Annotated in this window: 20 protein-coding genes; 7 read left to right on the top strand and 13 right to left on the bottom strand. The window is 40.3% G+C overall.

The annotated features are described in order from the left end of the window. Nucleotides 1-135: 135 nt before the first annotated feature. The 3 genes from R1T16_RS07995 to recR form a co-directional block, all read right to left on the bottom strand. Entirely contained in the window at nt 136-1,407 is a 1,272-nt protein-coding gene (locus R1T16_RS07995) for a nucleotide sugar dehydrogenase (protein WP_317500574.1), read from the bottom strand. Nucleotides 1,408-1,418: 11 nt separating this feature from the next. Beyond that, nucleotides 1,419-2,411, bottom strand: a complete 993-nt coding sequence (locus R1T16_RS07990; protein WP_317500573.1) for an SDR family oxidoreductase — start codon at nt 2,409-2,411, stop codon at nt 1,419-1,421. 114 nt (nt 2,412-2,525) lie between these two features. Beyond that, on the bottom strand, nt 2,526-3,146 hold the full coding sequence (recR, locus tag R1T16_RS07985) for a recombination mediator RecR (protein ID WP_317500572.1): 621 nt from the start codon (nt 3,144-3,146) through the stop codon (nt 2,526-2,528). 111 nt (nt 3,147-3,257) lie between these two features. Here recR and R1T16_RS07980 point away from each other — a divergent pair, with 111 nt between their 5' ends. Further along, nucleotides 3,258-4,763 (top strand): sodium:solute symporter, encoded by a 1,506-nt coding sequence (locus R1T16_RS07980; protein WP_317500571.1) that lies wholly within the window; start codon nt 3,258-3,260, stop codon nt 4,761-4,763. On the opposite strand, the gene R1T16_RS07975 is transcribed toward R1T16_RS07980, so the two are convergent. Together R1T16_RS07975 and R1T16_RS07970 are read right to left on the bottom strand one after the other, a co-directional pair. After that, the gene (locus tag R1T16_RS07975) at nt 4,747-5,115 is read right to left on the bottom strand and encodes a CoA-binding protein (RefSeq protein ID WP_317500570.1); all 369 of its coding nucleotides are present in this window, start codon (nt 5,113-5,115) and stop codon (nt 4,747-4,749) included. The two genes, R1T16_RS07980 and R1T16_RS07975, sit on opposite strands and share 17 nt — an antisense overlap. A gap of 68 nt (nt 5,116-5,183) precedes the next feature. Continuing rightward, entirely contained in the window at nt 5,184-6,260 is a 1,077-nt protein-coding gene (locus R1T16_RS07970; protein WP_317500569.1) for a carboxypeptidase-like regulatory domain-containing protein, read from the bottom strand. A gap of 147 nt (nt 6,261-6,407) precedes the next feature. On the opposite strand from R1T16_RS07970, the gene R1T16_RS07965 reads away from it, so the two are divergent. The 6 genes from R1T16_RS07965 (at nt 6,408) to R1T16_RS07940 (ending at nt 10,116) form a co-directional block, all read left to right on the top strand. Further along, on the top strand, nt 6,408-7,127 hold the full coding sequence (locus tag R1T16_RS07965; RefSeq protein WP_317500568.1) for a hypothetical protein: 720 nt from the start codon (nt 6,408-6,410) through the stop codon (nt 7,125-7,127). After that, complete coding sequence (locus R1T16_RS07960) at nt 7,108-7,422, top strand: hypothetical protein (protein ID WP_317500567.1); 315 nt, start codon at nt 7,108-7,110, stop codon at nt 7,420-7,422. The genes R1T16_RS07965 and R1T16_RS07960 overlap by 20 nt, the downstream gene beginning before the upstream one ends. Before the next feature lie 105 nt (nt 7,423-7,527). After that, a complete protein-coding gene (locus R1T16_RS07955; RefSeq protein WP_317500566.1) occupies nt 7,528-7,659 on the top strand; it encodes a hypothetical protein in 132 nt (43 codons plus the stop codon). A 155-nt stretch (nt 7,660-7,814) separates the two neighbouring features. Then, complete coding sequence (locus R1T16_RS07950; RefSeq protein WP_317500565.1) at nt 7,815-8,834, top strand: T9SS type A sorting domain-containing protein; 1,020 nt, start codon at nt 7,815-7,817, stop codon at nt 8,832-8,834. Between the two features lie 76 nt (nt 8,835-8,910). Then, complete coding sequence (locus R1T16_RS07945; protein ID WP_317500564.1) at nt 8,911-9,447, top strand: hypothetical protein; 537 nt, start codon at nt 8,911-8,913, stop codon at nt 9,445-9,447. 36 nt (nt 9,448-9,483) lie between these two features. Next, complete coding sequence (locus tag R1T16_RS07940) at nt 9,484-10,116, top strand: MarC family protein (RefSeq protein ID WP_317500563.1); 633 nt, start codon at nt 9,484-9,486, stop codon at nt 10,114-10,116. 67 nt (nt 10,117-10,183) lie between these two features. Here R1T16_RS07940 and R1T16_RS07935 read toward each other — a convergent pair whose 3' ends face one another. The 8 genes from R1T16_RS07935 to R1T16_RS07900 form a co-directional block, all read right to left on the bottom strand. Next, nucleotides 10,184-11,425, bottom strand: a complete 1,242-nt coding sequence (locus tag R1T16_RS07935) for a sulfate adenylyltransferase subunit 1 (RefSeq protein ID WP_317500562.1) — start codon at nt 11,423-11,425, stop codon at nt 10,184-10,186. Between the two features lie 2 nt (nt 11,426-11,427). Further along, entirely contained in the window at nt 11,428-12,333 is a 906-nt protein-coding gene (gene cysD / locus R1T16_RS07930; protein ID WP_317500561.1) for a sulfate adenylyltransferase subunit CysD, read from the bottom strand. Nucleotide 12,334: 1 nt separating this feature from the next. After that, nucleotides 12,335-13,009, bottom strand: a complete 675-nt coding sequence (locus R1T16_RS07925) for a phosphoadenylyl-sulfate reductase (RefSeq protein ID WP_411162022.1) — start codon at nt 13,007-13,009, stop codon at nt 12,335-12,337. A 181-nt stretch (nt 13,010-13,190) separates the two neighbouring features. Beyond that, nucleotides 13,191-13,604: an Rrf2 family transcriptional regulator gene (locus R1T16_RS07920; protein ID WP_317500559.1), complete on the bottom strand. Its 414-nt coding sequence runs from the start codon at nt 13,602-13,604 to the stop codon at nt 13,191-13,193. 1 nt (nt 13,605) lies between these two features. After that, entirely contained in the window at nt 13,606-14,538 is a 933-nt protein-coding gene (gene ctlX / locus R1T16_RS07915) for a citrulline utilization hydrolase CtlX (RefSeq protein WP_317500558.1), read from the bottom strand. 12 nt (nt 14,539-14,550) lie between these two features. Then, a complete protein-coding gene (locus tag R1T16_RS07910; RefSeq protein WP_317500557.1) occupies nt 14,551-15,465 on the bottom strand; it encodes a dimethylarginine dimethylaminohydrolase family protein in 915 nt (304 codons plus the stop codon). Between the two features lie 160 nt (nt 15,466-15,625). Then, nucleotides 15,626-16,909 (bottom strand): citrate synthase, encoded by a 1,284-nt coding sequence (locus R1T16_RS07905; RefSeq protein WP_317500556.1) that lies wholly within the window; start codon nt 16,907-16,909, stop codon nt 15,626-15,628. Nucleotides 16,910-17,392: 483 nt separating this feature from the next. After that, the gene (locus tag R1T16_RS07900; RefSeq protein ID WP_317500555.1) at nt 17,393-19,594 is read right to left on the bottom strand and encodes a T9SS type A sorting domain-containing protein; all 2,202 of its coding nucleotides are present in this window, start codon (nt 19,592-19,594) and stop codon (nt 17,393-17,395) included. Between the last annotated feature and the right edge of the window lie 24 nt (nt 19,595-19,618).

Genomic DNA, 19,618 nt, shown 5'->3' with positions numbered 1-19,618 from the left:
GAAAACACCTTTTTTGACAAAATCAAAAAAGGTGTTTTCTAAAGTATTTATTTAATCTGCAAACTTACAATCTTTTTAAGCTTATAAGCAAATGCTTCACGTTAATTTTATTAAGGTTTTTTGTGCAGTTTTTTCTTAAAGCTTTCCGTCTACCCTGCTGCCTAAAATTCCTTTTACATCATACAGCACGCTATCTTCAAGAAGGAGCGAATCGTAATCTAAATCAAGGAATTCGTTGTGGGCAACACCCAGTATTACGGCGCCAAATTTTTCATCAGGCAACACATTTGTAGTTTTTAGCCCATATTCATGCTCTACCTCGGCAGGCTTCGCCCGAGGGTCGTATGTCGTAACCGAAATTCCATATTCTTCTAATGCATGTATAACATCCACTATTTTAGTATTCCTTACATCAGGGCAGTTTTCTTTAAAGGTGATACCAAGCATAAGAATTCTGGCATCTTTCATTTCTACCCCTTTTTTAAGCATCAGCTTCACCACCTGAGAGGCAACATACTCTCCCATACTGTCGTTAAGCCTTCGCCCCGCAAGAATTATCTCGGGATTATAACCTACCTCCTGCGCTTTTTGTGCAAGGTAATATGGATCTACACCAATACAGTGCCCGCCTACAAGACCCGGCCTGAACGGAAGAAAATTCCATTTTGTACCTGCAGCTTCTAAAACAGCATAAGTATCAATATCAAGGCAGTTGAATATTTTAGATAATTCGTTTACGAATGCTATATTGATATCACGCTGTGAGTTCTCTATAACCTTTGCCGCTTCTGCAACTTTTATGGACGGCGCCAGGTAAGTGCCGGCAGTAATTACAGACTTATACAGTTCGTTTACTTTTTGCGCAGCCTCTGGAGTTGAACCCGATGTAACCTTAAGTATCTTTTCTACCGTGTGTTCTTTATCGCCGGGGTTTATACGCTCAGGCGAATAGCCCGCAAAAAAGTCTACATTAAACTTTAACCCGCTGGTGCGTTCCAGCACAGGTACACATTCCTCCTCTGTAGCACCCGGAAACACAGTAGACTCATAAATTACTATGTCACCTTTTTTAAGCACTTTGCCTACGGTTTCGCTGGCTTTATAAAGTGCAGTAAGGTCAGGCTTATTGTTTTTATCTACAGGTGTAGGTACAGTGACGATATAAAAAGACGAAGCCTTTATATCGTCAGGGTTAGAGGTACACTTAAGCCCTTCATTACCCTGGCCAATGCTTGTTATAACTTTCTCAAGATCTTCACTGTTTACTTCAAGCGTAGAATCGTTAAATGCGTTAAGCTCTTCAATCCTTGCTTTGTTTATGTCAAAACCGGCTACCGTATGTTTTTTTGCCATTGCAACAGCAAGAGGCAAACCCACGTAGCCCAATCCTATAATTGTTATTTTCATTCTTTATTGTTTTAATCGGGCTGCTTTAAATTTTCCCTATACCAGGAAACAGCCTCTTTAAGTCCGCGTTGTATAGAAAACTCCGGGTTATAATTCAATAACCTTTTCGCTTTTTCTATGCTTGCAAGAGAGTGCGGAATATCTCCTGCCCTTTGCGGTCCATAAATAACCTCAACGTTTTTTATGGCCGTATCGTATTCAGACAAATAATCTTTTAAATATCCTATAAGTTCCCTCAAGGTAGTCCTGTCGCCATAGGCAGTGTTGTAAACCGTGTTTAGTGCTTCGGTATTATCCGTAGTCATCGCAAGCTCATTCATCAGCACGACATTATCTACATAGGTAAAATCGCGCGAAAAGTTACCATCACCGTTTATTACCGGGCTTTCATGCTTCATGAACTGCATGACAAACTTTGGTATTACAGCAGCATAAGCCCCCTCAGGGTGCTGCCTTCTGCCAAAGACATTAAAATATCTAAGCCCTATAGTTTCCATTCCGTACGTTCGGCTAAAAACATCAGCATAGAGTTCATTTACATATTTAGTTATGGCGTAAGGAGAAAGCGGCCTGCCTATTTTGTCCTCCACTTTAGGAAGCGCTTCAGAATCGCCATAGGTAGACGAGCTGGCTGCATAAATAAACCGTTTAACACCGCCATCACGGCTGGCTGTAAGCATATTCAGGAAACCACCCACATTAACATCGTTGCTTGTAATTGGGTCTTTTATAGATCGGGGAACCGATCCCAAAGCCGCTTCGTGTAACACATAGTCAGCGCCTTCAACCGCTTTGCGGCAGTCGTCAATATTTCGTATGTCGCCTTCAATAAGGGTAAAATCAGGGTTTGATAAATTATGCTCTATGTTTTTCATAAAGCCCGTAGCAAAATTATCAAGGCAGACTACTTTATAGCCTTTTCCTAAAAAATGATCACATAAATTAGAACCTATAAAGCCCGCCCCTCCGGTTATCAGTATTTTTACCCCTGGTTTAGTATGCATGAAGTCTTGTGGTTACAGCCGAAGCTTTTAAAGTAAGGTTACAAATATAACCACTATATTTTGTTTATTATACATCTATTAACATGTATATTAACAGGAATGCGCAGTAAAACCCTACGTACTTCTCAGGGAATTTTCAAACGGAACCCTGTGCAATATACTGCGGCCGAGGGTTACCTCATCGGCAAATTCAAGCTCATCGCCTACGGCAATACCTCTTGCAATAGCAGATGTAATTATGTTATATTCTTTAATTTGCTTATAGATGTAAAAATTGGTGGTGTCGCCTTCCATCGTAGAGCTAAGGGCAAAAATAAGCTCTTTAACCAAACCTGTTTTTACCTTTTCTACCAGTGTTGTAATATTTAGCTGGCTTGGCCCTACGCCATCCATTGGCGATATCTTGCCCCCCAGTACATGGTATGTACCTTTAAAAAGATTGGTGTTTTCAATAGCCATTACATCACGTATGTCTTCTACCACACAAATAATGCTTCTGTCCCTTGAGTTGTTGGCACATATCTGGCACACCTCAACATCGCTTATATTGTGGCACTGCCTGCAAAACTGTATCTCTTCCCTCATCTTCTTTAGCGCTCCCGCCAATAGCTGCGTTTGCTCTACAGGCTGCTTTAAAAGATGAAGCGCCAGCCTTAACGCCGTTCTTTTACCAATGCCCGGCAGCTGGGAGATTTCGGCTACTGCCATTTCTAATAGTTTTGAAGACATTTCCATAGTACAGCAAAGGTAATAAACTACCGTCATTTACATTTACGGCAGCACAATTTTAAAGGATACCTTTTTATTTAAAAATTTTTAGTTGCTTTGTAGAACAAACTCTATAGCATGCAGCCAATAACTATACTCTCTATAATTGTAATTTATTTCGGGATCCTTATCCTTATCTCAAGGCTTGTAAGTAAAAAAGACAGCAGCAACGACACTTTTTTTAAGGCCAATAAAAATTCAAAATGGTACCTGGTAGCTTTTGGGATGATAGGCACAGCTCTTTCGGGGGTTACCTTTATATCGGTACCGGGTGAGGTAGGTGCAGCAAGCGGCGCGCAGTTTAAATATTTCCAGTTCATACTGGGCAACGCCATAGGTTTTATAGTCATTGCAAAAGTATTGCTGCCATTATATTACAGGCTCAACCTGACTTCAATTTATGGCTATATAGAAAGCAGGCTTGGTTATTACAGCTACAAGACATCTGCAATGATATTCCTTATCAGCCGTACCATAGGTTCGGCATTCAGGCTTTATCTGGTCGTTATCGTTTTGCAGCGTTATGTATTTGACGAATTTGAATTTCCTTTTTGGGCAACTGTATTAATATCGCTGCTCCTTATTTTCGCTTATACATATAAAGGCGGATTAAAAACCATAATCATTACAGACACCCTGCAGACATTGTTTTTAGTATCGTCTGTATTTTTTACCATTTATTTTATCTGCGACAGTTTAGACCTGAGCATTCCACAGGCATTTGACACAGTAAAAAATAGTGGCTATTCCAAGATATTCTTTTTTGAAGATTTTATTGGCAGTAAGTTTCACTTTGTAAAGCAGATACTGGGTGGTATGTTTGTAACCATTGCCATGGTAGGGCTTGACCAGGATTTGATGCAAAAAAACCTGAGTTGTAAGAACATTGGCGAAGCACAAAAAAATATGTTCACCTTTACAGGGATATTTGTTATCATAAATATTTTCTTCCTGGGCGTAGGCGCGCTGCTGTATGTTTATGCCAATAAAAACGGTATAGACATTCCGCTTAAGAATGGCGTACCGAGTACCGATCTGCTTTTCCCTGAAATTGCCTTTAAGCATCTTGCCATTATACCATCGGTAGTATTCCTGCTGGGACTAACAGCTGCTACATTTGCAACTACCGATTCTGCACTTACAGCACTTACCACATCGTTTTGCGTAGACTTTTTAGGAATGGACAAAGCAGAAAACCTTGCCAAAACAAATAATGTAAGGACAAGGCATCTCGTTCACATAGGCTTCTCATTACTGATGTTCCTTGTGATCATAATATTCAATGTGCTGAACAATGACTCTGTTGTGAGTATGATATTCAAGATCGCGTCTTATACCTATGGACCGCTGCTGGGGCTTTACACTTTTGGGCTATTCATGAAAAATCGTGCCGTAAAAGATAAATTAGTGCCGTTTATCTGCATAGCATCGCCGCTTATAACATTATTTATAAGCATGAATTCCTCTATGTTATTCGGTAATTACGTTTTTGATAATGAGCTTATCATCGTAAACGGATTGATCACCTTCCTTTTACTATTGTGCATAAGCAAAAAGCAGCCTGGGCTTAGTACTGGTGCGTAGAAAGCATGACCAAGGTACAGGCTACCTCTATCTCGATACCATTTTCTCTTAGCAGGGCATATAGTTCAGGATTTTCAGTTCCCGGGTTAAAGATAATGCGCTCTGGTTTCAGCCCTATTATGTAATCATAATATTGCTTTTGATTCATTGGGTTAAGATACAAGGTAACGGTATCTACATCTGCAAAAGGAATATGCTCTTTTTCTATAGTAATACCATCCAGCTCATCCTGTCTTTTACCCACAGCCACAACAGGATGCCCAAAACGCTGAAGCATTTTTATAGCCTTATACGAATATCTTCCGGGATCTGTAGAGGCTCCCATTACAAGTGTTTTCTTTGATGATGCCATAGCTTTGTTTTTATCAAATTTAGCCAAAAATGAGCATTTTTATCTGCATTTTAAGCTAACTATAACAACTATCCTTTGTAGTCATAATCTACAGGAAGCAGGTCTCCGGCTTTAAGCGTACCCATGTATCCTCCAAAAAGCACTTCGTTAATTGGCGTAAAAAGTCCGTTTTTGTCTATGTAAAACACACCTCTGTCAAATGTAAGGAACGACTGTAGTTTTTTATCATACAAAATGGTGTATCGCACAAAACGGAATTTTGAAACCTTAGGCTCTTTCTGTTTGCTGCCCAGTATTATATTAGGCCTTGGCGGAGTCTTAATAACAGATATCTTCTTAACATTAACAGTATCTTCCACTGCAAAATATTCTGCAAAATCAGCTTTAAACTTGTCTACATACAGCTCATATTTTTCTTCAGCTGTTTTTCCGTTGGCCAGCGACTTAAGAAAATGCGAATGCGAACCTAAATAAGCCTCATTTCGTTTTTTATCGGCATTACCGTTTTCAGAGGAATCGGCAAAAAAAGTGGTTCCTGCAAAAAAGCTGTTGACGATATCAACTTCATTAAGGGTTTTCTGTCTGTAATTTACCTGAAAGCCCTCCAGGTCAAAAACCACATGGTATTTAAGGCGTTTGTTAATTATTTGGATAGGTTTTCTCGCTTCTGCTATAAGGGTTAGCGTCTGCGTATCATAATAGAGGAAAATATCATCTTCGTTCTCTATTTTGCACGATGATCCTGCCGGAGACTGACCCAAAAAATTTTTCCTGAAAGCGCGAAGCATCTCCTTGCGGGAAAACAATGTGCTTTTACTTATCACAACCTCGTTTAATTTTGTAGCATCTTCCTTAAGAATAATGGTAACGGGGCTTTTTTGGTCAAAAGGATTTTCCATCAAATACGTCTGAAATCCCATAAAGCTTACTGCCAGGATGGTATTTATTTTTTGTGGAACACTGAGACTGAAATAACCCTTACCGTCGGTAACTGTCTTATGGGTTGTACCATCAAGATAAACATTAGCCCCTTCAAGCGGTTTATGTTCCATCTCGTCATACACATAGCCGCTTATGGTTTGGGCTGCTGCAAAAAAGTATGTAAGAAATGTTGCAATAAGTGATAATGTAAATTTATTTCCCATCTTTCAATTATGCTTTAAATATTTAGTTAATCGTCAACTATTTAATTATTAAAGAAAAGAATTTATCTACAAATTTGAGGCGTTTACCTCAAAAAAAGTTACAACTAAAACGATAAGAGTAATTTTACTTAACAATTCCCCCACGTTATGATTAAACAAAGTCCGGCACAATTTTACATGGCTCAGCAGAGGAGCCTTGCCGAAAACAAAAACCACAGGTTGCATGCCACATTTAATGCAGTCGAAAGCAGCACTCCGTCTATCGACCCTTTTGGAGCTCTGACACTGCTAAATGATGAAACGCTTGCTGCCGGTAAATATGTAGAAAGAACACTTACACCGGGATCTATAGTAATGATCATCCCAATCGTTGGCGCTGCTGAATGCAGCTTTAACGACAACGACCAGATTGTTATTCCAGGCGAAGCCTTTACCCATCACAGTCCGGATGGCGGTACGCTTACTATAAAAAATCCGTATGATGAAAGCCCTATAAACTTCCTATACGTTTCTTTTTCGGTTACCGTAATATCAGATGTGCTGCAGTCAAACGACTTTCTTATTGCTAAAGCAAACCTTGCTGAACGTAACCATTTCCATAAGCTGTATGAGTCTTTTCAAACAGGGCTTTCGGTGCAAATGAGCATTTTTGATGGCCGTGCCGAAATTATACACAGCATGGCAAACCCTACTAACGGCATATTTACATTTGTAATAAATGGAGCCTTCGAAGTACAGGGGCGCTTAATGGAAAGCCATGACGGATTAGCTCTTTGGGAAACCGAAGAAATAGAGATGGAAGCGCTCTCAGACAACGCTATTATGCTGCTGATTGAAACGCCTCTTATTGGATTCACCGCCACATAACTGTTGCGAGCGACATCAGGTCAGACAGGACGGGAGTACCCTTGAGCGTAACCATTGCCTTAAAAACACTAACGGCAGCTGTAACGCACTTGCCAATGCCATTGTAGATATTTGGCATTGCGACAAAGGCGGAAATTATTCGGAATACGGCGGCAGCGGAATGCAAAGTACTAATTACACGAGCGTACACCTCTTGAGAGGCAGGCAGGTTACCACTACCAGCGGCGAAGCTGCCTTTACTTCAATATTCCCAGGCTGGTACAATGGCACGTCAACATACACGACATATTTATAATGCATCGGGCAAATCGCTGCTCGTAACCCAAATCGCTTTTCCCGAAGTACTAATAGTGCAGTAGTTCTGGTTAACGCATCTATCGCAAATGGCTATACTAAAGGCATGAGCGGCTATACCTATAACGCATCGGATAATGTATTTTCTGATGATGACCAGGGCACAGAAATCGCTGCAATAACCGGCAGCGCAGCAGATGGATTTATACTCACACACACTATTAACGTTTCTGCTTAAAACATCCGCCCCGGCGGATGTTTTATTTACTATCCGTTAACTGCCAGGTGATTATTCTGAAAATGGAGTTTACCGCACCTTAAATGGCATTAACCTCATTAATTACTGTAGTACGCTATAGCACAGTACATTTGACTTAACAAACACACCTCATTATGGAAAGAAAAGTATTCTTAAGAAACGGCCTGGGCTTTTTGGGTATGGCGGTTGCAGTTCCTACGCTTTTAACCGCTGCCGGTGCTGCCGATGCACCAGAAGCTGCCCAGACAGACGGTTCGTGCCCGGTATCGCCATCTGAAACTGCAGGCCCCTTCCCTACTATTACACCCTCATCATGGGAGCGTACAGATATCGTAGACGGCAGGACAGGAATACCTTTTAACATCAACATCCATATAATGAACAAAAATGCCAATTGCACCGCATTTCAAAATGCAATTGTAGACATCTGGCATTGTGATAAGGACGGCAACTATTCTGAATATGGCGGCAGCGGAATGCAGCAAACCAATTATACATCGGTACACTTTTTAAGAGGCAGGCAGGTTACCAATAATAATGGATTAGTGAGTTTTACCTCTATTTTTCCGGGATGGTACAATGGCAGAGCAACACACATTCACGTTCACGTGTACAGCGAAACAGGTGCATCATTGCTTATAACCCAGATATCTTTCCCTGAGGGAAGCGGCAGCGCTGTACAGCTGGTAAATGCGTCAACAGAGAATGGCTATACCAAAGGCATGAACGGCTATACCTTTAAAGAAGACGACAATGTATTCTCTGACGACACCACAAATGCCGAACTTGCTACTGTAAGCGGTACTGTTCCGGATGGTTTTAACCTTGAGCACATCATTTATGTTAACGGCCCGGTACTAGGCGTGGGAGAAGCCGCTAAACTGCAATACACACTCGAGCAGAATTATCCCAACCCGTTTAGCGAAGTTACCCTTATACCGATAAACCTGGAATATGACTCTGATGTTACCATTTCTATATATGATCTTACAGGACGAAAAATCATGGTGCCCCAAAACGGAAAAATGAGTGCAGGTAAAAATGACTTTGCGTTAAACCGTGGTGACCTTGCAGCAGGATATTATATTTATAAAGTGAGCATAAAGAACCAGAACGGTACATTTGAAGAAAGCAAAAAAATGATCGTGAAATAATACCCTTACACTATATTGTTTATATTTGAAAGAGAGAAGTGTTCTCTCTTTTTGTTTTTATCTAACACCCAACTCTATGCCCCATCCAAAGATTCGGCTTGCATATCGTGTAATCATAGACAATTCTGCCACGACCCCGTGGGAGAGGTATATTTTTGAAGACACTTACAAAGAATACCTTATGCAGCAGCAAATGTTTAACAGCAAAGAGAATCCTTTAAATACCTTCAGGGAACTGTTGTCTGTAAATCCAAAGGCAGAACAGCTGCATTTTTTGACAGGCATGGCAGCAAGCAGCTATACTGCACAGCTTAACGGGCAATTTTACAGGGTACAGGATGTGCTTGGCAGTACTTTCTTTCCGTTTGTAAATTACAGGCTGGATATCGTAAATACTGACATAGCTGATATCTCCCGCCATAAGATTGGTATAACATTATATTCACCGCTGCTTACTTACTTTGGCATCGTAAACAACTGTTACCTTGTAGCTCCCGAGACAGACGAAAAAACAGGTTATGAAACCATTATGTTTCCTGTACAGCCGCAGCTCTCCATCTGCTATTATGAGCCCTCTCAATTTAATGATTTAGAAAAACAGCGACCACTATAAAGCAATATATTTGCTCCGAAAAACCAATCCTTAACCATGGAATTATTCATTTACATTTTTGCAGCTATTTTTTCAGTGATAAACCCTTTGGGCGCCATCCCTATCTTTGTAGGCCTTACCATAGACGACAGCATGGCCGAGCGTTCCCGCATTTCTTTCTGGACTGCTGTAAACGTATTTATAATACTGATTATATCCTTTTTTATCGGTCAGTATGTACTGGCATTCTTTGGCATCAGCATAGATGCCCTAAGGATTGCCGGAGGATTTATAATCGTTAATTCAGGATTTTCGCTGCTAACGGGTAAATTCAAAAAGACAAGGGGCGTAAACAAAAAAGTGGAAAACGATGCTCAGAAGCGTAATGATATTGCCCTTACTCCTCTTGCAATCCCTATGCTTGCAGGGCCCGGATCTATATCACTGCTTATAGCCATGTATCAGGACTACACACGTATAGACCAGCAGATAATTGCGTGTCTTGCCATAGCGGCACTTGCATTTGTAATTTTCTTAATGCTGCGCAGCGCTCATTACCTTTCAAGGATACTGGGTGCATCTGGAATTGTGGCGATCTCAAGAATAATAGGGTTTATTGTTATCGCCATAGGCGTGCAGTATATAAGCAGTTCTGTTGTAAACATACTTCAAACCATACCGTTTAAATAAAAAAAGCTGCACCATGGGTAAGTGCAGCTTTACAACAAACTATATAACAAACTAACCTAACACACATTTATTCTGCAAATCCTACCGCCACAGTATTATTTGTCTGGGCATCAATTAAGATAAAAGCACCATTGAGCCTGTTATGACTAAAAGCGTCCAGAAACGCCGGTGCTGCAGTTTTTAATTGCACTTTTGCAATATCATTCAGTTTTAAAGCGTTCGATTCTTTTATATCCGATGGATTTTCCGGTGGAATAATGCCGTCTATCGACTGAAGTTTACACGCTACAGATCGCGTTCCAGCCTGCAACGTATACCTGCCTGAAAGCACAGCCTGTTTTTCATCCATCCAGACTAACGCAGCTGTAATATCTTTAGCTAAAAGCTTTTCGTCTTCCTGCTTAACAAGCATCATACCGCGGCTGATGTCTACATCATCTTTCAAACGCAGTTGTATAGAAGCTCCGGCAGTGGCAAAAGGAAAAGTATCGGTAAATTTCCTGATCTCAACCACTACACTTCGCTGCCCTGACGGGAGTACTATAACCTCATCACCCAGCGCAAGCGCACCGCTTATTATCCTTCCGGCATAAGCTCGGTAATCGGTAAACTCTGCGTTTTGCACATGCAGTACCTGTTGCACATCTATCCTGAAATCTTCAGTTTCTGTACCGTTCGGTATAATTTTATGTAGTATCTCAGATAGTGTACCTCCATTATACCAATCGGTATTTTTTGAGGCATCCACAACATTGTCGCCTTTAAGCGAACTGATAGGCAGTATATGAATATCCGGCCTGTAGCTAAACTGTTCAGTCATCTTATTTATGGCAGCAGCAATAGAGAGGAACACATCTTCGCTATAATCTACAAGATCCATTTTATTGATGCAGAAGATCACGGTTTTTAACCGCAGCAGGCTGCTTATAAAATAATGCCTGAATGTTTGCTCCAATAACCCTTTACGGGCATCGATCAATATGATAGAAACTTCAGAATTTGAAGCACCGGTAACCATGTTACGGGTATATTCGATATGCCCCGGACTGTCGGCAATAATAAATTTTCTCTCTGCCGACGAAAAGTAAATATGCGCAACATCTATAGTGATGCCCTGCTCCCTTTCGGCAATAAGGCCATCTGTAATTACAGAAAAATCCAGGTCATCAAGTCCCTTCTCTTTCGTTTTTTTTGCAATTAGCTCTTCCTGCTCTATGGTAAGTGCATGGCTGTCATTAAGAAAACGCCCTATGAGTGTGCTTTTGCCATCGTCTACGCTTCCGGCAGTATTTATTCGCAATAAATCCATAATTAAAAGTAGCCTCCTTTCTTTCGCTGCTCCAGTGCCGCTTCAGATCGTTTATCGTCTATACGTGCACCTCGCTCAGAAGATTTGGAGGATTTATTTTCATACATAATATCATTTATACTATCAGCTTGAGAGATAAATGCAGCGGTACAGGTCATATCGCCCACTGTCCTGAAACGAACCGTTGTTTCCACAATCTCGTCGGTGTCTACAAGGTTCAGGTATTCAGAATGTGCCAGGTAAGCCCCGTCTCTTTTTACAAGTTTGCGCTCATGAGCAAAATAGATTGTAGGCAATCCCATGCCCTCTTTATCAATGTAGCTCCATACATCTTCTTCAGTCCAGTTGCTTATGGGGAATGCCCGTACATTCTCTCCAAAATTGATCTTACCATTTAGTATATTAAACAGTTCCGGGCGTTGCTTTTTAGCATCCCACTGGCCAAAATCGTCGCGCACCGAAAAGATGCGTTCCTTAGCCCGTGATTTTTCTTCATCCCGTCTGGCACCACCCATACAGGCATCAAAGCCAAACTCTTCAATGGCATCAAGCAGGGTAACGGTTTGCAAAGCATTGCGGCTTGCGTGTTTTCCCGTTTCTTCCTGCACTCTATTTTGGTCTATGCTGTCCTGAACATAGCGTACTATCAGTTCTACCCCAAGCTCTTTTACAAGTTGGTCACGAAATTCTATGGTTTCAGGAAAATTATGCCCGGTATCTATATGCAGGAACGGAAAAGGGATCTTAGCGGGGTAAAAAGCCTTTTGAGCCAGCCGTGCCAGCGTAATAGAATCTTTTCCTCCAGAGAATAGCAGTACCGGTTTTTGAAACTGTGCCGCTACCTCCCGTATTATATATATGCTTTCGTCTTCCAGCGTTTGCAAATGTGTTTTTGTATGCTGTGTCATGTTAATAATTTTTATCAGAATGTATATGGAGGCCGCATTCTTTTTTGCCGTTCTCCCACCACCATCGGCCGGCCCTGAAATCTTCTCCTTCAAGCAATGCCCTCGTGCATGGTGCACAGCCTATGCTCAGGTAACCTTTTTTGTAAAGGCTGCTTACCGGTATATTAAAAACATTGGTAAGCTGTTCTACTTCTTTAAGCGAATAATGCAGCAGCGGATTATATTTTACCAATTGATTTGCCTCGTCCCATTCCAGAAACTCCATTTCTTCACGATTCTGCGACTGTTCAGCCCTAAGACCCGTAATCCATAAAGATGCGCCCGCAATGGCTTTTTGAAGCGGCACCACTTTGCGTACCCTGCAGCACTCTTTACGGCTTTCCACGCTGTTGTAAAACCCATTCACGCCATTTGTATTTACATAAGCTGCAATATCCGTTTCATCCGGAAAAAATGTCTTTATGTTTATTAACGGGTATTTATTCTGCGTACGCTGAAACACCTCATACGTTTCATTGAACTGCCTGCCGGTATCCAGTGTAAATACCTCAACCCGGTTTGCAAATGGCGCTATATAATGCGTAAGAAGCTGATCTTCTATTCCAAAAGAAGTAGAGAACACCTTTTTACCTTCAAAGAAATCAATTACCAAAGCCAGCGCGTCATTAATCGCCATGCCTTGTAATGTTTTATTCAGATGTTGTAATTTTTGTATATCCATCGCTCATCAATTCCCTGCCTGTAACTTCACCACCAATTTTTTACCGTTTAGGAACCTAATAAATTCCTGACCACTATTTTTTTTCAAATATACTATTAGTCTATGGGAATTATAGACTAATTAGGCAAAAAAAATGCTACAATAATGTTAAATCATGTAATGTCTTTTGCTGCAACACATTAAGAGTTGTATCTCTAACATCTGCCATAAACTTATTTAGCGAACATTTTTCCTCATGAGGACAGTCGTCGCATTTTTCATAATAATTAAGGCTCACGCATGGCAGCATGGCAATAGGCCCGTCAAGCACGCGTATAAGTGTAGCTGCGGTAACGGTTTCAGGGTCTTTCATTAGATAATAGCCTCCGCCTTTACCCTTTTTAGAGCCGAGTATACCAAATTTCTTAAGATCTAAAAGAATTGCCTCAAGGAATTTTTTAGGGATCTGCTCTTTCTCTGATATGTCAGATATAAGCACAGGCGCTGTTCCACCATGCTTTGCAATGTAGATAAGCGCCTTTAACCCATATTTTGTTTTTTTTGAAAGCATATTATTTTTTTGGCAAAAATACTTCGGCCATCATGCATCGTGCACTACCGCCGCCGCAAGCCTCGATAGTATCAAGGTTAGCGCTTAGTATTTCTGTATGTTTTTCAATTTTAGCCACCTGGTCTTTGGTAAGCACCTGTTTTGCTGCTTCACTCATCACAAGATAGCTTTTATCTGTACCCTGAACCTGCAGCATATTCCCTGCAAAGTTATTCAATTGTGCTTCAGTAATCAGAATAATTTCCTTGCCGTCTTGTTTTAAATTATCAAGTACCATTTTGCGTTCCTTTTTATCGTCAATGCAATCTGCACAAATAACCGCAAAAGTATCGCCTACACACATCATTACATTAGTATGGTAAATAAGCTTACGTTCACCTTCTACAGTCTGGTAGGCTTCAAATATAACCGGTGTATATTCAAAATCCTCACAAAACTCGATGAAAAGTTCTTCATCTGCCCTTGGCGAAAGTGCACAATATGCTTTATGGTTTACCCTGTCCAGCACGATACTGCCTGTTCCTTCAAGAAAAATATCATCTTCCTCTGCCGATGTATAATCTACAATGTTGTCTATAGTAAACCCTGTTTCCTCGATCAGGTCAAGAATATCTTCACGGCGCTCGCTGCGGCGGTTCTCTGCAAACATTGGGTACAATGCCACATCTCCATTTTCATGGAATGACACCCAGTTGTTTGGAAATATAGAATCGGGCGTATCAACATCTGTAGTATCATCTACCACAATAACGTTTACACCAACGCTTTTTAGTTTCTCTACAAAGGCGTCAAACTCCTGTTGTGCTTTAGCATTTACCGTTTCCGGCAGCAGGCTGTCTACAACCTTTTGGTAATAGTTATTAACGGCTGTCTGCTCATTCATCCTGAACGCAACCGGGCGTATCATTACTATAGTATCTGTAATCTGTTTCATAGTCAAATTTAATTAATCCCTCAAAAGAGGCAATGTAGAGCATCTTAACAGCCCCTCTTGTTTTGCAATCTCTGCATACGGCACTTCTTCAACCGTAAAGCCTTTTTCAAGCAGCCATTTTTTTAGCCTTGTGAAATTTTTCTCTATAACCACAACGTCTGTATCAATAGAAAAAAAGTTAGATGTCATGTTATACATCTCTTCCCTGTCTATATGAAAAAGGTTATCCATTCCAAATAAGTCTACAAGATACAAATAATCTGCTTCTTCCCTAAAGCCGCTCTTGTAAATTACGCCTTTATCCTTACCTATCGGCTGAAAACAGCAGTCCAGGTGCAGTGCGTTATCACGTGCTTCTATCCTTGATTTAACAAGGTCAAACTCCTTAACGATCTTGTTAGGAAAAAGTTCTTTTATATAGTTTACCCCCTGTATATTGGTCCTGGCAGTAATAAAATCTTTGTAATCGCTGCCTTTGTAAGTACCTATGAAGATATGGTCGTTCCAAGGCATGACATCGCCGCCTTCAATATGCACTTCTTCGGGTGGGCGAACCACCTTTTTAGGGTCTATCTGATCAATTACATATTGTATGGCATCCAGCTCGCGCTCGCGGTCAGGCAGAATGTTTGCCTTAATAAAGGTATCCTCTATTACAAACCCGATATCCCTGCTGAAGATCTGGTTATAGTTATCAATGACTTCCGGTCGGTAAACCTTTACATTATATTTTTCAAAAACTTTAGCTAGGGCATCCATTTCCTTAACCATATCCTGTTCTACAGGATATGTGCCCGCTTTAATATGCTCTAATGATTTTGGGTCGTAAGCCTCGCTTTCCAGCGGGGTAGGCCCGTTACTGATTGCTGTACCTAATATAACGGCGCGAAGCCGCGAAGTTTCGTTTTTTACGTTGAGCTGCAACATGGTGGTTTGTTTCAGGTTTTGCGCAAATATAGAAAATGAACCGCTTATTATAAACTTTTATAATGATATTGATAATTTTTTAGTTCACAAATTACAAGATGCACAGCATGAAATAAAAAAAGCCGCTCTACTGAGCGGCTTTTGTATAAACAAAATTTGATTATCTGTTTTTTACATCTACAAATCCTCTAAGCGGAGAACCTGTATACACTTGTCTTGGGCGCCCGATAGGCTCCTTGTTGACACGCATTTCTTTCCATTGTGCAATCCATCCCGGTAAACGGCCTATTGCAAACAGTACGGTAAACATTTCTGTAGGTATTCCCATAGCCCTATAGATAATTCCTGAATAGAAATCTACGTTAGGGTAAAGGTTCCTTGATTTGAAGTACTCATCCTGAAGCGCTGCCTCTTCAAGCCTCTTAGCAATTTGAAGTACAGGATCATTAACACCTAAAGATGCAAGAACGTCATCTGCTGCTTTTTTAATGATTTTAGCTCTTGGGTCAAAGTTTTTGTAAACCCTGTGGCCAAAGCCCATTAAACGGAAAGGATCATCTTTATCTTTTGCTTTAGCAAGGTATTTATCAGCATCGCCGCCATTATTCTGGATCTCTTCAAGCATTTCAAGTACCGCCTGGTTAGCACCACCGTGAAGCGGCCCCCATAGCGCAGATACTCCTGCAGAGATTGAAGCAAACAAGCCTGCATGAGATGAGCCTACCATTCTTACTGTAGATGTAGAACAGTTTTGCTCATGGTCAGCATGAAGGATAAATAACTTATCAAGTGCATTTACAACTGTTTTGTCAATATTGTAAGGACCCGTAGGAAGCGAGAACATAAGCTTCATAAAGTTTTCTACATAACCTATCGTGTTATCATAATAATTTAGAGGGTAACCCATAGCTTTTCTGTAAGTCCATGTAGCAATAACAAGGAATTTACCTATTGCTTTACACACAGCCTCATACATCTCTGCCTCGTTAGTAACATCAACCGCTTTAGGGTTAAATGCAGTAAGCGCACTTGTTAGTGACGCGAGCACTCCCATAGGGTGCGCATTTTTAGGAAACCCGTCAATGATGTTTTTCATCTCCTCATTAACAAGAGTGTATTTCCTTATGTTAGTTTCAAATTTCTCAAGTTCTGCAGCCGTAGGCAGTTCTTCAAAAATAAGAAGGTAAGCAACTTCCAGGAAGTTAGATTTTTCAGCAAGATCTTCTATAGAATATCCTCTGTAACGAAGGATACCCTGCTCTCCGTCAAGGAAAGTAATCTCACTTTTACATGAGCCTGAGTTTTTGTAACCCGGATCTATAGTGATAGCGCCGGTAAGGCTACGTAGTTTATCAATATCGATAGCTGTTTCGTTTTCTGTCCCTACTATAACCGGGAACTCATACTTTTTGCCATCAATTTCTAATATTGCAGTATTTGACATTTGTAGTGTGAATTATAGTTTTGAAAAATATATTCCTGCGAATTTAATAAATTACAATTTATTTATAAAGAAAACTACTTATTAAAATCGTTAAATATGCCACTAAAAAAACAAAAGTCAATACGTTAACGCATTGACTTTTGATAATTATGTAAAATTTAAGGGGTGTAGGCTAATGTTTATTCAACGTTTTCAACCTACACCCCGTTAGAAGTGGCCATTTTAAGGGAGCAAACAGTGCTTTGTAGTCCTGTTAGGCCTTTTAGCCGATACAGTATTTATTTCGATAATTGCAAATACCTACTCATAATATCACACATAAACAGGCGTTGTTTATATTCCGGAATCATTTCAACGCAAATACAGCTCACCATTATTATAGCTTAGTTAAAATTTAGTTTGCCTATATTTTATATCGCAATTACAGTTCGGCAAAAAAAAGGCCGACATTGCTGCCGGCCTCTATATAACAAGTAAATTCTGTTATTCCCTAATCAGTTTTTCTACTTTTATTCCTTTTTCTGTATTTACTTTTAAAATGTAAATCCCTGAAGACCTGCCTGAAAGATCAACAGAAGTTGATACTTCATTGACAATTCCCGTTTGCAGCAACCTGCCCTGGATATCATAAAGCTGGATAGATTTTATGGTATTATCTACAGTATCGATAGTCACGGTATCTTTTGAAGGGTTAGGGTACACTGTAACCGAATTGTCCTTATCGAAATCGTCAAGACCAAGAATACCAAAGGTAGTAATAGCAGGATCGGTTTCAACCGGGAAATTGTAATCAAAATAAATATTTGCCCTGCTGCTAACAGCAGCTCCGGCTAACAGGCCATTTCTACTTTTTATCTTATATAATAAATTACCATTTCCATCTACAGCCATCATAATGTTGTCAAAACGTATCTCTACCCTATTTCCTGTTGTCCTTACAGTTGTATTTGCTGAACTATTGATCAAACTGAATGTCGTAAGGTCAAACTGGTCAGGATCTATATCCATCTGCACCACAACAAAATTTGCCGGAGCCGTGCCTGTATTTTCAAAATTTACGATGTAATGAAGGTATTCTCCGATATTATCCGGAGAAACAGTGCTACCCTCGACACAAACAATATTGTTTGGATCAAAAGCCCCTACTACCACCTGATTAAAATCAAAGGAATTATCGCCAGGCATATCATCTGTACCCGGGTTTATGCTCACATTAAAATCAAGAACATCGCCTATGTTAACAGCAGGCGTATCTGTTGGGCTGTTTACGCTTAATGTCATTTCAATTTCTCTCGATTCAAAAGGCTTTAAATCAAAATAATTCCATGTATAAGTATCAGGTCCCATTCCGCTTATTGACTCGCTAACATCCACATACCCTAATCTTGAGCTATCCCAATAGCAGGTAACATCTCCGGAGGCAATCACCTGGTTGCCTTTGTTTTTGTAAACCATTTTATAAACCGCATCAAATCCCGGGCGCGCATTTGTAACTGGCGCCATAACCACTTCTACATCGTTATGCACCGTACCATTTGATTTTATGCTAAAATCCCTGGTTTCCTGAACACCCGTAAGAACCGGAAAATTTACATAGGCGCTTGTAACAGGAACAGCAATAAAATAATCATTCTCAAACATAGGTGTAATGGTATAATTACCCGTACCTACATAAAAAACATACGTACCGTCAGCTCTTGTAAAAATAGTGTCTTCATAACCTCCCTCGTCAATTTTTAATCTGAAAGATGGTATTGCATAATCATCTCCGCCGTAGCCATTGTCATTCGCATCAAACCGTATGGTTCCTACAATACGATTGTACACACCTCCCGGCTCATAAGAACAGTATGAGTTTATCTGAACATTAGAAAGCATACCAGTCTGGTCAAGAAGTGCCTCTATTTGAGATTCGTCAGCACATATATATTCAAGTGTTGTGTTTTCTATCCAGTTGGCAGGATCGAAACTTTCATTTTTTCCGTTTTTTAAAAATATGGTCACCAGGTCATTTGCAAAAAATGAAGCGCTTTCTAAATTAACATTCGCGCTAAGGTCTAACGTCGTCAGATTATTGTTAGAGCAGTTTATACTACTAAGGTTTACCAGCATAGAGACATCAAGCACCGACAAGTTATTGGCATTGCAATTAAGCATTTCAAGGTACTCTAAACCTGAAAGATCCAGAGAACTTATAGCCGGGTTAAAATAAGTGGTCAGCTCTTTAAGGCTGTCAAGACCTGTAAGGTTTATTGCAGCAACATTGTTTGATCCAAAGTCTAACACTTCAAGATGAGAAAGATCGTTAACCAGTAAAGAAGTCATTCCATTACTGGTACAGGTAAGGCTACGCAGGTCTTCAAGAGGGGTTGCGTCAAACGTGGTAATGTTATTATGGCTGAAATCCAATATTCTCAGGTTCGTAAAATATTCTATACCGGACAAAGATGTGATACCAGATGCAGCAATGTAAAGCTCCCTTACTTCCTGGGCTTCCTCCTGAGAAATGACACCGTCATAATTTGTGTCTATCTCAATGGAGTCGCCACTGCTGTCTTTAGCAATATTGTTTGTAGTATTTGCTGCTAAAAGCTTTGCTTTAAAATTAGCATCGGGTACTACAATTGCCTGGGCGCCCGCAATGCAGGAACTCAAAAGCAACAAATAAAGTAGTATTCTTTTCATCGGTATGGTAATTTAGTCTTTGTT

This window comes from Flavobacterium sp. DG1-102-2 (genome assembly GCF_033042555.1).
Classification (GTDB): domain Bacteria; phylum Bacteroidota; class Bacteroidia; order Flavobacteriales; family Flavobacteriaceae; genus Flavobacterium.
This window is presented reverse-complemented; position numbering and strand designations above follow the sequence as displayed.

What these genes read in the sequence shown, in the direction of transcription:
- R1T16_RS07995 (WP_317500574.1), bottom strand. Translation starts at nt 1,407, where the DNA reads ATGAAAATAACAATTATAGGATTGGGCTACGTGGGTTTGCCTCTTGCT.
- R1T16_RS07990 (WP_317500573.1), bottom strand. Translation starts at nt 2,411, where the DNA reads ATGCATACTAAACCAGGGGTAAAAATACTGATAACCGGAGGGGCGGGC.
- recR (WP_317500572.1), bottom strand. Translation starts at nt 3,146, where the DNA reads ATGGAAATGTCTTCAAAACTATTAGAAATGGCAGTAGCCGAAATCTCC.
- R1T16_RS07980 (WP_317500571.1), top strand. Translation starts at nt 3,258, where the DNA reads ATGCAGCCAATAACTATACTCTCTATAATTGTAATTTATTTCGGGATC.
- R1T16_RS07975 (WP_317500570.1), bottom strand. Translation starts at nt 5,115, where the DNA reads ATGGCATCATCAAAGAAAACACTTGTAATGGGAGCCTCTACAGATCCC.
- R1T16_RS07970 (WP_317500569.1), bottom strand. Translation starts at nt 6,260, where the DNA reads ATGGGAAATAAATTTACATTATCACTTATTGCAACATTTCTTACATAC.
- R1T16_RS07965 (WP_317500568.1), top strand. Translation starts at nt 6,408, where the DNA reads ATGATTAAACAAAGTCCGGCACAATTTTACATGGCTCAGCAGAGGAGC.
- R1T16_RS07955 (WP_317500566.1), top strand. Translation starts at nt 7,528, where the DNA reads ATGAGCGGCTATACCTATAACGCATCGGATAATGTATTTTCTGATGAT.
- R1T16_RS07950 (WP_317500565.1), top strand. Translation starts at nt 7,815, where the DNA reads ATGGAAAGAAAAGTATTCTTAAGAAACGGCCTGGGCTTTTTGGGTATG.
- R1T16_RS07945 (WP_317500564.1), top strand. Translation starts at nt 8,911, where the DNA reads ATGCCCCATCCAAAGATTCGGCTTGCATATCGTGTAATCATAGACAAT.
- R1T16_RS07940 (WP_317500563.1), top strand. Translation starts at nt 9,484, where the DNA reads ATGGAATTATTCATTTACATTTTTGCAGCTATTTTTTCAGTGATAAAC.
- R1T16_RS07935 (WP_317500562.1), bottom strand. Translation starts at nt 11,425, where the DNA reads ATGGATTTATTGCGAATAAATACTGCCGGAAGCGTAGACGATGGCAAA.
- cysD (WP_317500561.1), bottom strand. Translation starts at nt 12,333, where the DNA reads ATGACACAGCATACAAAAACACATTTGCAAACGCTGGAAGACGAAAGC.
- R1T16_RS07925 (WP_411162022.1), bottom strand. Translation starts at nt 13,009, where the DNA reads ATGGCGATTAATGACGCGCTGGCTTTGGTAATTGATTTCTTTGAAGGT.
- R1T16_RS07920 (WP_317500559.1), bottom strand. Translation starts at nt 13,604, where the DNA reads ATGCTTTCAAAAAAAACAAAATATGGGTTAAAGGCGCTTATCTACATT.
- ctlX (WP_317500558.1), bottom strand. Translation starts at nt 14,538, where the DNA reads ATGAAACAGATTACAGATACTATAGTAATGATACGCCCGGTTGCGTTC.
- R1T16_RS07910 (WP_317500557.1), bottom strand. Translation starts at nt 15,465, where the DNA reads ATGTTGCAGCTCAACGTAAAAAACGAAACTTCGCGGCTTCGCGCCGTT.
- R1T16_RS07905 (WP_317500556.1), bottom strand. Translation starts at nt 16,909, where the DNA reads ATGTCAAATACTGCAATATTAGAAATTGATGGCAAAAAGTATGAGTTC.
- R1T16_RS07900 (WP_317500555.1), bottom strand. Translation starts at nt 19,594, where the DNA reads ATGAAAAGAATACTACTTTATTTGTTGCTTTTGAGTTCCTGCATTGCG.